Annotated in this window: 13 protein-coding genes; 7 read left to right on the top strand and 6 right to left on the bottom strand. The window is 65.8% G+C overall.

What is annotated here, in order from left to right:
- Positions 1-48 precede the first annotated feature (48 nt).
- The 4 genes from G6N34_RS05660 to G6N34_RS05645 form a co-directional block, all read right to left on the bottom strand.
- Positions 49-1,293, bottom strand: a complete 1,245-nt coding sequence (locus G6N34_RS05660) for a CaiB/BaiF CoA transferase family protein (protein WP_085152871.1) — start codon at positions 1,291-1,293, stop codon at positions 49-51.
- A gap of 4 nt (positions 1,294-1,297) precedes the next feature.
- Positions 1,298-2,056 carry an SDR family NAD(P)-dependent oxidoreductase gene (locus G6N34_RS05655; protein ID WP_085152873.1) on the bottom strand — a complete coding sequence of 253 codons (759 nt, stop codon included), beginning with the start codon at positions 2,054-2,056 and terminating at the stop codon, positions 1,298-1,300.
- A 15-nt stretch (positions 2,057-2,071) separates the two neighbouring features.
- Positions 2,072-3,238 (bottom strand): acyl-CoA dehydrogenase family protein, encoded by a 1,167-nt coding sequence (locus G6N34_RS05650; protein WP_085152875.1) that lies wholly within the window; start codon positions 3,236-3,238, stop codon positions 2,072-2,074.
- A gap of 102 nt (positions 3,239-3,340) precedes the next feature.
- The gene (locus G6N34_RS05645) at positions 3,341-4,639 is read right to left on the bottom strand and encodes an amidohydrolase family protein (RefSeq protein ID WP_163645322.1); all 1,299 of its coding nucleotides are present in this window, start codon (positions 4,637-4,639) and stop codon (positions 3,341-3,343) included.
- A gap of 422 nt (positions 4,640-5,061) precedes the next feature.
- Between G6N34_RS05645 and G6N34_RS05640 the strand changes: the two genes are divergently transcribed.
- Genes G6N34_RS05640 through G6N34_RS05615 form a run of 6 tightly spaced genes read left to right on the top strand, consistent with a single transcriptional unit; the run spans position 5,062 to position 10,289 of the window.
- The gene (locus G6N34_RS05640) at positions 5,062-6,378 is read left to right on the top strand and encodes an SRPBCC family protein (RefSeq protein WP_085154671.1); all 1,317 of its coding nucleotides are present in this window, start codon (positions 5,062-5,064) and stop codon (positions 6,376-6,378) included.
- Positions 6,371-6,715, top strand: a complete 345-nt coding sequence (locus G6N34_RS05635) for a hypothetical protein (RefSeq protein ID WP_085154669.1) — start codon at positions 6,371-6,373, stop codon at positions 6,713-6,715. The genes G6N34_RS05640 and G6N34_RS05635 overlap by 8 nt, the downstream gene beginning before the upstream one ends.
- A 2-nt stretch (positions 6,716-6,717) precedes the next feature.
- Positions 6,718-7,944: a metal-dependent hydrolase family protein gene (locus tag G6N34_RS05630; RefSeq protein ID WP_085154667.1), complete on the top strand. Its 1,227-nt coding sequence runs from the start codon at positions 6,718-6,720 to the stop codon at positions 7,942-7,944.
- Complete coding sequence (locus G6N34_RS05625; protein ID WP_085154665.1) at positions 7,928-8,371, top strand: nuclear transport factor 2 family protein; 444 nt, start codon at positions 7,928-7,930, stop codon at positions 8,369-8,371. The genes G6N34_RS05630 and G6N34_RS05625 overlap by 17 nt, the downstream gene beginning before the upstream one ends.
- Positions 8,368-9,489, top strand: a complete 1,122-nt coding sequence (locus tag G6N34_RS05620) for an acyl-CoA dehydrogenase family protein (RefSeq protein ID WP_085154663.1) — start codon at positions 8,368-8,370, stop codon at positions 9,487-9,489. Before G6N34_RS05625 ends, G6N34_RS05620 begins: the two co-directional genes overlap by 4 nt.
- Positions 9,490-9,500: 11 nt before the next feature.
- Positions 9,501-10,289: an acyl-CoA dehydrogenase family protein gene (locus tag G6N34_RS05615; protein ID WP_085154699.1), complete on the top strand. Its 789-nt coding sequence runs from the start codon at positions 9,501-9,503 to the stop codon at positions 10,287-10,289.
- Between the two features lie 109 nt (positions 10,290-10,398).
- Here G6N34_RS05615 and G6N34_RS05610 read toward each other — a convergent pair whose 3' ends face one another.
- On the bottom strand, positions 10,399-11,775 hold the full coding sequence (locus G6N34_RS05610; RefSeq protein ID WP_234813034.1) for an LLM class flavin-dependent oxidoreductase: 1,377 nt from the start codon (positions 11,773-11,775) through the stop codon (positions 10,399-10,401).
- A 208-nt stretch (positions 11,776-11,983) separates the two neighbouring features.
- On the opposite strand from G6N34_RS05610, the gene G6N34_RS05605 reads away from it, so the two are divergent.
- The gene (locus G6N34_RS05605) at positions 11,984-12,574 is read left to right on the top strand and encodes a TetR/AcrR family transcriptional regulator (RefSeq protein ID WP_085154661.1); all 591 of its coding nucleotides are present in this window, start codon (positions 11,984-11,986) and stop codon (positions 12,572-12,574) included.
- A 29-nt stretch (positions 12,575-12,603) separates the two neighbouring features.
- On the opposite strand, the gene G6N34_RS05600 is transcribed toward G6N34_RS05605, so the two are convergent.
- Complete coding sequence (locus G6N34_RS05600) at positions 12,604-13,455, bottom strand: TIGR03619 family F420-dependent LLM class oxidoreductase (protein ID WP_085154659.1); 852 nt, start codon at positions 13,453-13,455, stop codon at positions 12,604-12,606.
- Positions 13,456-13,546: the final 91 nt, after the last annotated feature.

Here is a 13,546-nt window from a genome sequence, read left to right as displayed (position 1 = left end):
TGCGTCCTTCGATCCGTGTGTTCAGTGAGGCTCGGTCAATGGGCTCGGTCAATGGGCTTCGGCCCGGTAGGCCGGCCCGATCGCACCCTGCGCGCGCAGCGCGTCGATGTCGGCTGGGGCGTAGCCCAGCTCGGCCAACAGGGCGTCGGTGTGTTCGCCGAGGCCGGGCACCGCACCCATGGGCTGCTCGAATCCGGCGATCACCGGAGGGGGCAGCAGGGCGTCGATCGGCCCCTTCGGCGTCGCCACCTCGCGCCACCGGTCGCGTGCCCGGAGTTGTTCGTGCTTGACCACCTCACTGGGCAGGTTGTAACGCGAGTTGCCAATCCCGGCGGCGTCGGCGATCCGTTGGATGTCGGCGAGATCGTTCTCCGCACACCAGGATCCGATGGCAGCGTTCAACTCGTCGCGATGTGCGCAGCGGTCGCTGTTGGTCGCGAACTTCGGATCGTCGGCCAGATCCGGCCGGTTGATGATCTCGCGGGCGACCCGCTGCCACTCCCGGTCGTTGGTGGTGCCCAGCACCACGGTCTGGCCGTCCCTGGTGGGGAACGCGCCGTAGGGCGCCACCGCGGGTGAACTCATTCCCAACGGCTGCTGGTCGATCCCGGAGTGCTGCGTGTACGTCAGCTGGTAACCCATGATGTCGGTCATGGTGTCGAACAGGCTCACGGCGACGGCGGGCATCGGCCCCTCGGTGCGCCCGCGAGCCCGGCCGAGGAGCAGTGCCATGATCGACAGAGCGGAGTACAGACCCGTCGAGATGTCGGCGACGGGCGGACCCGGCTTGGCGGGCATCCCCGGATAGCCGGTGGCAGCGCAGGTTCCAGACTCGGCCTGCACCAGGAGGTCATAGGCACGCTTGTGCGAGATCGGGCCGCCCGAACCGTAGCCGTCGATCTCGACGGGAATCAGGTTCGGATGCCGCTCGCGCAGATCGTCCGGGGCGATACCCAGGCGAACCGTGGCACCCGGCGCCAGGTTGGACACCAGCGCATCGGCACGGTCGAGGAGTTGGTGCAGGATCTCAATGCCCGCAGGGGATTTCAGGTCGAGGGTGATCGACTCCTTGCCCCGGTTGGCCCAGACGAAATGTGCGGCAAGGCCTCCGGGGCCGTTCACGACGTCGTCGTAGTCGCGGGCGAAGTCACCGCCCTTCGGGTTCTCCACCTTGATGACGCGGGCGCCGAAGTCGGCAAGCACCCGTGAGCACATGGGTGCGGACACGGCCTGTTCCATCGCGACGATCGTGATGCCGGCCAGCGGGCCCGAGGCGGGCTGCGTGTCTGTCATGGCCTCACATAACCATGCCGCCATCGACCGGGAGCACCTGCCCGGTGATGTACGACGCCGCATCGGAGGCCAGGAACACGAACGCACCGGCCACTTCGTCGGCCTCGGCCCAACGCTTCAACGGGATGCGATTCATCATGTTGGCGGCGAACTTCTCATTGGTGCGGATGGTCTCGGTCATCGGTGTCGCGGCCAGCGGCGCCAACGCGTTCACCAGGATGCTCTTCGCGGCCAGCTCACGCGCCAGCGACTTCGTGAAGCCGATGATGCCTGCCTTGGCCGCCGAATAGTTCACCTGGCCAAGGGTTCCGGTGATCCCGGCCGACGAGGTCACGTTGATTACGCGGCCCGTGCCGTCGGTGGGGATGTGCGGCAGCGCTGCTTGGGTGACGTGGAAAGTCCCCATCACGTGGATGTCGAACGTGAGCCGGAAGGTCTCATCCGTCAGCTTCGGGAACATCGCCGGGGACGCCACCCCGGCGTTGTTGACGACGATGTGCAGACTGCCCCCGCCGAGCGCAGCGGCCTGGCTGGCCGCGGCCACCGCGGCGTCCCGGTCACTGACATCCAGGGCTGCGCTGTCGGCTTTGCCGCCCGCGGTGTTGATCCGCTCGGCGACCCTGGCCGCGGCGTCGGCACTGATGTCGGTGACCAGCACGGTCGCGCCGGCGCCCGCGAGCGCCTCAGCCACCGCCGCGCCGATCCCGGCGCCCGCGCCGGTCACCAGTGCCGAACGGCCGGTCAGATCGAAATAGGTCCTCATCGAGGGGAGATTCTCCTAGTAGCTCTTGGGCAGGCCCAGGACGTTGGAGCCGAGGAAGTTCAGGATCATCTCCTGGCTCACCGGGGCGATCTTCATCAGGCGGGACTCGCGGAAGAACCGGGAGATGTTGTACTCCTCGGAGTAGCCCATCCCGCCGTGGGTCTGCAGGGCGCGGTCGGCCGCGGCGAATCCCGCGTCGGCGCACAGGTATTTGGCCATGTTGGCCTCCCGGCCGCAGGACTTCCCGTTGTCGTAGAGCCAGGTCGCCTTGCGCAGGATGAGCTCTGCGGCGTCGAGCCGGGCCAGCGAATCCGCCAGCGGGAACTGGATGCCCTGGTTCATGCCGATCGGCCGGTCGAACACGACGCGCTCGTTGGCGTACTTCACCGCACGGTCCAGCGCGACCCGTCCGATGCCGAGCGCTTCGGCCGCGATCAGCATCCGCTCGGGATTCAGGCCGTGCAGGATGTAGGAGAAGCCCTTGCCCTCCTCGCCGATGCGATCCTCGACGGGCACCCGCAGGTCGTCGATGAAGACCTCGTTGGAGCTGACGGCGTTTCGGCCCATCTTGGTGATCGGCCGGATGTCGACGTGGTCGCGGTCGATGTCGGTGAGGAACAGCGACAACCCGTCGGTGGGCTTGGCCACCTGATCGCGGGGTGTGGTGCGAGTCAGCAGCAGGATCTTCTCGGACTCCAAGGCTTTGGAGATCCACACCTTGCGGCCATTGACGACGTAGTGGTCACCGTCCCGCTTGGCGAACGTGGTGATGCGCGAAGTGTCCAGGCCGGCACCGGGTTCGGTGACGCCGAAGCAGACGTGCAGATCGCCGTTGACGATGCGTGGCAGCGTCGCCTTCTTCATCTCATCGGAGCCGAACACCACGACGGGCTGCATGCCGAAGATCGACATGTGGATCGAACTCGCGGCGTTCATGCCGCCGCCGGACCGAGCCACCTCCTCGGCCAGGATGGTGGCCTCGGTGATGCCCAACCCGTGACCGCCGTACTCCTCGGGAATGGTCATCCCGAGCCAGCCGCCCGAGGCGATGGCGTCGTAGAACTCCTGCGGGAATTCGTGCGCCTGGTCCTTCTGCATCCAGTAGTGGTCGTCGAACTTGGACGCCAGTTCCGCGACCGACTTGCGGATCAGGTCCTGATCTTCGGTCAGCTCGAAACTCATTCCGCCAGACATGTTCTGCCCTTCATCTCCACATGGTTGTCGACTCGCACTGTGCCGCCAGCACAGTGCGAGTCGGTCTGCCGTCGCGTATGCGGCGGCGGACTACTGCCTGGCTCCGGAGATTTCGGTGGCCTTGGCCGCGAAATCCGCGAAAGTCGCCTTTTCGCCGTCCCGCTCGTGGGAGAGGGCGCGGATTGAGACGTCGTGGCCTTCGACGCTGCCGCGCAGGGCGCCGACGGTGGCCTGGTCTTTGGGGATGTGTGTGAACGGGTCGAAGTGGTAGAGCCGCATGGCGTTCTCGTGGGTGATCTTGTTGATCTCGTCGTCGGTGACGTCATAGGTGTCAAACACCGCCATGAGCTCCTCGGGGGCGCCGGGCCACATCGAATCGCTGTGCGGGTAGTCCATCTCCCAGCAGATGTTGTCCACCCCGATCAGATGCCGGTTCTTCACCCCGACCGGATCAGAGATGAAACACGTCATGAAATGCTCCCGGAACACCTCCGAGGGCAGCTTCCCGCCGAAGTCCTGATGCGTCCACGTCGAATGCATCTCATAGGTGCGGTCCACCCGATCCAGAAAATACGGAATCCAGCCCGTCCCACCCTCACTCAACGCGATCTTGAGATCCGGGAACTCCTTGATCGGCGCCGACCACAACAGATCCGCGGCGGCTTGGACGATGTTCATCGGCTGCAGCGTGATCATCACGTCCATCGGCGCATCCGGGGCGGTGATCGCCAACTTGCCCGAAGACCCGATGTGCACGTTCATCACCGTGTCGGTCTCCACCAGCGCCTCCCACAACGGCCGCCAGTACTCCAGATCATGGAACGACGGATACCCCAGGGTCGACGGGTTCTCGGTGAAGGTCAGCGAATGCACGCCCTTGCGGTTGACCCGGCGCACCTCATCGGCGCACAACTGCGGATCCCAGATCGCCGGGATCGCCATCGGAATGAACCGCCCCGGATGCGACCCGCACCACTCGTCGATGTGCCAGTCGTTGTAGGCCTGCACCAACGCCAACGAGAACTCCGCATCCTCGGTGGCGAACAACCGTGCCGCGAACCCGGGGAACGACGGGAAGTTCATCGTCGCCAATACCCCACCGGCACTCATGTCCTTGACCCGCTCGCCCGGGTCATAACAACCCGGGCGGATCTCATCAAGGCCCTGCGGCTCCAGCCCGTACTCCTCCTTCGGCCGACCCGCCACCGCATTCAAAGCCACATTCGGAATCACCACATCCCGGAACTGCCAGGTATCCGACCCGTCGGCATTGTGCACCAACCGCGGCGCCTCATCCACATACTTGGCCGGCAGATGATTGGCGAACATGTCCGGCGGCTCAATGATGTGATCATCCACGCTGATCAGAATCATGTCGTCCTTGTTCATGGCACTTCCTTCCATGCAGGCGCCCAATCCCAGGATCCTCGCCGGTCGACGGGTGGCGACGACAGACGGCGGCGCGTCGGCTCAATGCGTTCTCCCAACTAGGAAACTAGCTTCTCACTTCGAGAGAATCAACATCCGGAAACGAGTTGGACCGTGTTGCCGGGCCCGAATGCGCAGGTCGGCGGCGTTGTCGACGATCCGCGCCGTTAGGCCCGCGACGACACACACGTTGACCAAACGAGAAGTTCGTGGAAATCTGTTATCCGGATATGAGAATATGATTCTCGTGAGCGAGAGGAGACAGGCACATGACGATCACAGCCCGCGGCGCCGGTCGACCAATCGCCCCTGTGGACCCCTCGACGTCGCATCACCCGCATGACCACGGCCCCGAACGCCTGGAAGAACAGGAGAACTAACTGATGGCCCACTTCCCCAAACCTGCGGCAGGCAGCTGGACCGAGAATTGGCCCGAGCTCGGCACCGCTCCGGTCGACTACACCGACTCCATCGATCCGGAGCAGTGGAAGCTCGAGCAGCAGGCGATCTTCCGCAAGACGTGGCTGCAGGTCGGCCGGGTCGAGCGGCTGCCCAAGACCGGAAGCTACTTCACGCGCGAGATGCCGTCGGTCGGCGCCGGGACGTCGATCATCATCGTCAAGGACAAGGAAGGCGAAGTTCGGGCCTTCTACAACCTGTGCCGCCACCGCGGCAACAAGCTGGTGTGGAATGACTACCCCGGCGAAGAGGTCTCCGGCAGCTGCCGGCAGTTCACCTGCAAGTACCACGCCTGGCGGTACGACCTCAAGGGTGATCTGACCTTCATCCAGCAGGAGGACGAGTTCTTCGACGTCGACAAGGCCGACTACCCGCTGAAGCCGGTCCGTTGCGAGGTCTGGGAGGGCTTCATCTTCGTCAACTTCGACGATGACGCCGAACCGCTCGAGGACTACCTTGGTGAGTTCGGCCAGGGTCTCAAGGGCTACCCGTTCCACGAGATGACCGAGCACTACAGCTACCGCGCGGAGATCAAGGCCAACTGGAAGCTGTTCATCGACGCGTTCGTCGAGTTCTACCACGCGCCGATCCTGCACATGAAGCAGGCGACCAAGGAGGAGGCCGAGAAGCTCGCCAAGATCGGCTTCGAGGCACTGCACTACGACATCAAGGACCAGCACTCGATGATCTCGTCCTGGGGCGGCATGAGCCCGCCCAAGGACCTCAACATGGTCAAGCCCATCGAGCGCATCCTGCACTCCGGCCTGTTCGGCCCGTGGGACCGGCCCGACATCAAGGGCATCCTGCCCGACGAGCTGCCCCCGGCCGTCAACCCGGCGCGCCAGCCCACGTGGGGCCAGGACTCCTTCGAGTTCTTCCCCAACTGGACACTGCTGCTGTGGGTTCCGGGCTGGTACCTCACCTACAACTACTGGCCCACCGGCGTGGACAGCCACATCTTCGAGGCCAACCTGTACTTCGTGCCGCCGAAGAACACCCGTCAGCGGCTCTCGCAGGAACTGGCCGCGGTGACGTTCAAGGAGTACGCGCTGCAGGACGCCAACACCCTGGAGGCCACCCAGACCCAGATCGGCACCCGCGCGGTCACCGACTTCCCGCTGTGCGATCAGGAAGTCCTGCTGCGCCATCTGCATCACACCGCGCACAAGTACGTCGACAGGTACAAGGAAGAGCAGGCCGAGAAGGCCGCCAAGACCAACGGGAGCCCCGCACATGTCTGACACCAAAGAGGCCCTTCTGCCCGCTGAGTTCGCTGACCTGGAGCGTTTCAGCGACTGGATCCTGGCCACCGAACCCGAGCGCTACGCCAAGCGACTGACCTCCTCGATGGAGGAGATGCAGGATCTCTACGACGCGGGCACCGCTCGCCTCGAAGAGGTCATGGTGTACCTCGACGCGCGATTCCCGTTGCACGACATGCCCGATGACGCCAAGCGGCTCATGCATCTGATGCAGTCGGTGGTGATGGTGAGCTTCCCGGTCGAGGTGTGGAAGCAGCCGCGCGTGCTCGACAGCGGTGCCGCGTGGGTGAACATCACCAAGGAGCCGGTGGTCTAAGCGTGCTTACGCTCAAAGCAGCTGGCCTGCTTGACGTCGATGCCGGGGAGATCATTCGCCCCGGCATCGTCCGTGTCGACGGTGACCGCATTGTCGGTGTGGGCGGGCCGATTCCGGACGATTCCGAGGTCGTGGATCTCGGCGACTCGATCCTGCTGCCCGGCCTGATGGACATGGAGGTCAACCTCCTCATGGGTGGGCGCGGGGAGAACCCCGGCCTGTCCCAGGTGCAGGACGATCCCCCCACCCGGGTGCTGCGCGCGGTCGGCAACGCGCGCCGCACCCTGCGGGCGGGGTTCACGACGGTGCGCAACCTCGGCCTGTTCGTCAAGACCGGCGGCTATCTGCTCGACGTCGCGTTGGGCAAGGCCATCGACGCCGGCTTGATCGAGGGGCCACGCATCGTTCCCGCCGGACATGCGATCACGCCCACCGGCGGACATCTGGATCCGACCATGTTCGCGGCCTTCATGCCGGGCGTGCTGGAACTGACGATCGAAGAGGGCATCGCCAACGGCGTCGACGAGATCCGCAAGGCCGTGCGCTACCAGATCAAGCATGGCGCCCAGCTGATCAAGGTGTGCTGTTCGGGCGGCGTCATGTCGCTGACCGGAGAGGCGGGCGCACAGCACTATTCGGATGAGGAACTGCGCGTCATCGTCGACGAGGCGCATCGCCGTGGGCTGCGAGTGGCGGCCCACACGCACGGCGCCGAGGCCGTCAAGCACGCGATCGACTGCGGCATCGACTGCATCGAACACGGCTTCCTGATGGACGACGAAGCGATCAGGTTGATGGTCGAGCACGACCGTTTCCTGGTGTCGACCCGTCGACTCGCCGAGTACATGGACGTCTCGAAGGCCCCGCCGGAATTGCAGGCCAAAGCAGCCGAGATGTTCCCCAAGGCACGTACGTCCATCAAGGCCGCATACGAGGCCGGTGTGAAGATCGCGGTGGGCACCGACGCTCCCGCGATCCCGCACGGCAAGAACGCCGACGAATTGGTGACCCTGGTCGAATGGGGCCTGCCGCCGGCCGCCGTGCTGCGAGCCGCCACCGTGGTGGCTGCCGACCTGATCAACGTCACCGACCGCGGCAGGCTGGCCGTGGACCAGGTGGCCGACATCATCGCGGTGCCGGGAGATCCGTTGGCCGACATACGCGTGACCCGAAACGTCAACTTCGTCATGAAAGGTGGCAAGGTCTTCAAAAATGAGATCAACAACTAAGCCCACCCGCATCGAGGATCTGGTCGAGATCCAGCAGGTGCTCGCCAAGTACGCCGTCACCATCACCCAGGGTGACATCGACGGCCTGGTCAGTGTCTTCACGCCGGACGGCACGTACAGCGCCTTCGGCGAGACCTACACCCTCAACCGGTTTCCAGTTCTCGTCGATGCCGCGCCCAAGGGTCTGTTCATGACCGGCACCGCGCTCATCGACCTCGAAGAGGGCGCCGACACTGCCTCGGGTACCCAACCGCTGTGCTTCATCGAGCACTCCAAGCACGACATGCGCATCGGCTACTACCGCGACACCTACGTGCGCACCGAGGACGGGTGGCGCCTGCGGACCCGCGCCATGACGTTCATCCGGCGCAGCGGTGACCACGACCATGGCCGCCCCCACGCGATCGGCAGGCCTGAGGCCGGATGACCGATCTGCATCAGCCTGCCGAGTTCCGAAAGGCGTTGCGCGCCTGGCTGGACGAGTGTGACCTGACGCCCCCGGACGACCACTCGCTGGCCGGCCACATGACCCAGTTCCGGCGCGTGCAGCGGGCGCTGTACGACGCGGGGTGGGGCCGCTACGGCTGGCCTGAGCATGCTGGCGGCCTTGGTGGTCCCGCGATCCTGCGGGCCATCGTCGGCGAAGAGGTTGTCGGACGTCGGCTGGCCGAACCGGGCCCGTACTCGATGCTCGAGGTGCTGACGCCGACCATGATCGACTACGCGCCCACCGACCTCGCGGCTGAGATGGTGCCCAAGCTGCTGCGCGGCGAAGAGCAGTGGTGCCAGGGCTTTTCGGAGCCCGGCTCCGGAAGTGACCTGGCGTCGATCACGACACGGGCGAGCCAGCAGGGCGACAAATGGGTGATCAACGGGCAGAAGGTGTGGACGAGCTTCGCCCAGCACTCGCAGCGCTGCATCCTGCTGACCCGCACCGGCGACGCGGACACCCCGAACCACCAGGCGATCACCGCGTTCTTCGTCGACGTCGACACCCCGGGCATCTCCGTACGCCCGCTGCGCACCATGCACGACGTCGACGAGTTCTGCGAGGTCTACTTCGACAACGTCGAGGTCGACGCGAGTCGCATGCTGGGCAAGCCCGGCGACGGCTGGCAACTCGCGATGGATCTGCTGCCCTACGAGCGCTCGACGTGCTTCTGGCAGCGGATCGCCTATCTGTATTCGCGGTTCGACGCCCTGGTCGGTGAGGTCAAGGGTGATGGGCAGGCCGTGGACAGCGATCTGGGTGCGGTCTACCTGGCGCTGCACACGCTGCGCTGCCGGTCGCGCGCCACGCAGCACCGGTTGGCGGAGGGCCACCGACTCGGTCCGGACACCTCGATCGACAAGGTCCTGTTGGCCGGCGCCGAGCAGTTGCTCTACGACACCGCACGGGATCTGATGCCCAGCGTGATCGAACTGGAGGACACCGACTGGCGCACCGAGTACCTGTACTCGCGGGCCGCCACGATCTATGGCGGCACGGCCGAGGTTCAGCGCAACATCATCTCCCGTCGGCTGTTGGATCTGGGGAAGGAGTGAGCATGGAGACCATGGACGCGGAATCGCTCGGACTGCTCGAGGACGCGCTGTGCAAGACCATGCTGACCACCTCCGGCACCAAGCTGGACGCCGCGCTCGCCGAACTGGGCTGGGCCGAGATGCTCTCGGATATGCCCGACGTGGCGATCCCGCTGGTGTTCCGGCTGCTGGGCGAAACAGGTTCGCATGCTTCAGTTCTCAACGATGTGCTGCTGGAGACCATTGGCGGTCTGCCGGGCGGCACGCCTCCCATGCCGTATGCGGGCGGCGGTTGGGTGGTGTGGGCCCGTGCCGACGACGGCGATGAGACGCTGGGTGGACTGCCGCTGCGCCGGGTTCCCGACGGTGAACTGATGCGCATGGGTGAGGCTCGTCGCGCAGTCGGGTGGTGGCTCGTCGGGTCCGCACGGGCGATGCTGGCGCTGGCCCGCCAGCACGCCCTGGACCGGGTGCAGTTCGGCAAGCCCATCGCGTCGTTCCAGGCGGTCCGGCATCGCCTGGCGGAGACGCTGGTCGCGATCGAGGGCGCCGAGGCCACACTGGGACTGCCCGGCACCGAGAGCCCCGACCTGACCGCCATGCTGGCCAAGGCCGCGGCGGGCAAGGCCGCACTGACCGCGGCCAAGCACTGCCAGCAGGTGCTCGGCGGCATCGGTTTCACCGAAGAGCATGATCTGCACGTGCATGTGAAGCGGGTGTTGGTGCTCGACGGACTACTCGGCAGCTCAAGGGAACTGACGCGCAAGGTCGGCGCGGGTCTGCGGGCCCGCGGTTCGGTGCCCAGGCTGGCGGAGCTCTAACCCCTCCCCCTATAACCCCCTCCCTTTGCGCCCAGACTGCGGTGGCTGCGAGAAATCGGTCGCGACTTCGCACTCACCGCAGTCTCGGCGAAGGAGGGTTCGGCGCGTTTCAGGAGAGCGTGCCGCGGTACCCGCGCGCGGGGTGGCGCTCGTTGATGTGGGGAAGATCGGTGTCGAAGATCTTCTGCCGCAGCGTTCCTGGGCGGTACTCGGTCTGCATCAGACCCTTCGCCTGCAGCACCGGCACGACGTGGTCGAAGAAGTCGTCGTAGCTCTCGGGCATCAGCATGTTCATCACCTGGAAGCCGTCGGAACCCGCAGCCTGGAACTCCATCAGGCGCGTCGCGATGGTCTCGGGTGAGCCGACCACCATCTGCGGCAGCGACATCGTCGTGAGGAAGTCCCGAATGGTGGGCTTGCTGCCCGCCGGCCAGGCGTTGATGAGCGACAGGAACGCGCCCTGGATGCCGGGCATAGACTCGAGGAGGTCCTCCAACGGGGTCTCGGGGTCATATTGGCCGAGGTCCATACCGGACAGGCTCGCGAAATAGGCCGCCTGCGCCTCCTGAGACCGCCACTCCTCGAGTTCCATCCACTTGCGGTTGGCCTCCTCGTCGGTGGAGCCCACGACGAACATCAGCCCCTGCAGGAACACGATGTCCTCGTCGCGGCGACCGTGCTCGCGGGCCTTGGCCCGTACCGTGCCGACCTGTTGCGCGATGGCCTCGGGCGTGAACGCCGACAGGAACATGACCTCGGCGTGCCTGCTCGCGAAGTCGAGTCCCGCGGGTGATCCGCCGGCCTGTGCGAGCAGCGGTGTCCGCTGCGGCGAGGGCTCCATCAGGTTGTAGCCCTCGACGCGGTAGCGATCCCCGACGTGGTTGATGTCGTGCACCTTCGTCGGGTCGGTGTAGATCCCGCGGTCGGGATCGTCGACAACGGCGTCGACGTCCCACGATCCCTCCCACAGCTTGTAGACGACGTCGGTGTACTCCTGCGCCCACTCATAGCGCTGGTCGTGGGTCATCCCGCCGGGCACGCCGAAGTTGGCGAAGGCGCGTTCGTTGGCCGAGGTGACGATGTTCCACCCGACGCGGCCGCCACTGAGCTGGTCCAGCGTCGAAACCTGGCGTGCGAATGCGAACGGATGCTGCTGGATCACCGAACTCGTGTACATCAGGCCGATGTCGGTGGTCTCGTGCGCGAGCACCGGCAGCAGCATCGTGCAGTCGCCGATGGGCACGTTCATCGCCTGCTCGAAGACGATGTCCCGCGACCCGTTGTACTCCCCCTGCACTCCGAGGACGTCGGTGAAGAAGAACGCGTCGAACTTGGCCCGCTCGGCCTTCTTCGCCAGATCGACCCACATGTCGAAGGTCTTGTACTCCCGGTTGCGGGCCCGCGGATGCCGCCAGCCGCCCTGGAAGTTGTGTCCGACGGAGTTCATCACCAACAGCGTGAAGATCATGCGTTTGGGCACCGACATCCTCCGACCAACTCAGGGTGATCCCACGCCGAAATCGCCGCAGGCTATACACTCGTATAGCACAGCCGGTGGCGAGCAGACACAGAATCGCGTGGAATCCCGGTGTTTCATGCGATTCTGTGTCTGCTCGGCCATGGCAGTGCGCGCTCGCGCTGCGACCCGACCGGTGCGTGCCAGACTGTAGGCATTTCAAAGAGGTGAGGAGATCATGGCTGCAGCACCGCGGCGCGTCGGCGCCGAGAACTCCAAGACGCGCGACGCCCTGCTCGACTGCGTCGAGCGGTTGTTGCTGGAGAAGGGCTACGCCAGCGTCACCTACCGCGCGCTGGCCTCGGAGGCCGGCGTCACTCCCAGCCTGGTGCAGTACTACTTCCCCACCCTCGATGAGATCTTCGTCGCGGCGATTCGTCGGTACGCCGAAGCCAACCTGGAGTACCTGACGAAGACGCTGGAGGCCCACCCCGACGAACCGCTTCGGACGCTGTGGCGCTACAACCAGCGTGAGGCGACGGGCGCCCTGATGACGGAGTTCATGGCCCTGGGCAACCACCGCAAGTCGATCCAGACCGAGATCGCCCAGGTGACCAGGCGCATGCGCAAGGTGCAGGTGGACGCGCTGGCGGCGAAGTTCGGCAAGGACGCCCGCCCGGGCGGCCACTTCTCGCTGGCCGCACTGCAACTGCTGATGTCGGGCATCCCGAAGTTCCTGAGCCTTGAAGAGGGCGTGGGGGTCAAGACCGCCCACAAAGAGGTGACGACGGCTTTCGAGCAGTACCTGCAGTCACTCGAGGAGTCCTAGGACCGCCGCCGCGCCGCGCCGTCGCGGGATCAGCGCAACGCGTCGACGAACTCCGCGCACCGGTCCAGGAAAGGCAGCGTCGTCGCAGGGTCACTGCCACCACGCCTTCCACCGCCGACGACTGCGCGGTTGAATCCGAGGTCCCGATAGCCGGCCAGCACCTCGACCTTGGGCTCGCCCCACACCATGATCGTCAGGTCCAGCGCGCCCGGATCGCGACCGGCCTCCTCGGCCGCCCGGCGGAAGTCGGCCAGCGCCCCGGCCACGTCACGCAGTGCGGCATCACCCGGCAGCCACCCGTCGGCCCATTCCGCACAGGCCCGCACGGCCTTGGGCCCGGTCGCGGACGCCAGCAGGGGCGGACGGGGGCGCTGATGCGGCTTGGGGTAGGACCACACCGGGTCGAAGTCGAAGAACTCGCCATGGTGCGACGACTCGTCCTGGGTCCACAGCGCGTCGAGCGCAGCGACCATGTCGGCGAGCGCCCGATAACGGTCGGACCACGCGATCGGCCTCGACGTCTCGAGTTCGGCGCGCATCCCCACTCCCACACCGAACAGCAGTCGCCCCCCGCTGACCTGGTCCAGCGTGGCGACCTGCTTGGCGAGGGTGAACAGCTCGCGTTCGAGCGGCAGCGCGACCGCCGTGCCGAGGCGCAGCGTCGTGGTGGCCTGCGCCGCCATGGCCAGCGAGAGCAGCGGGTCGAGGATCTGTTTCTGGGACTCGAGCAGACTCTTGGGCAGCGCAGCACCGGCAGAGACGGGCACCTGCGGATGTTCACCGACCCAAAGTGACTCGAAACCACGGGATTCCAGCTCCGCGCCCAGCACCGCCGCCGGCATGTCGCGGGGAGTGTTCAGCGAGACGTAGCCCAGGTCCATCGCCGCTCCTTCAGTCCATCCGGCGGGTGCTGTACGATCGTACTGCATGCCAGGTCAGCTTCCGGCACAAGGACTTACACCAGGACTTAGG

The organism is Mycolicibacterium confluentis (assembly GCF_010729895.1).
Classification (GTDB): domain Bacteria; phylum Actinomycetota; class Actinomycetes; order Mycobacteriales; family Mycobacteriaceae; genus Mycobacterium; species Mycobacterium confluentis.
The sequence above is the reverse complement of the archived record's forward strand: the minus strand, read 5'-3'. Positions and strand labels throughout refer to the sequence as shown.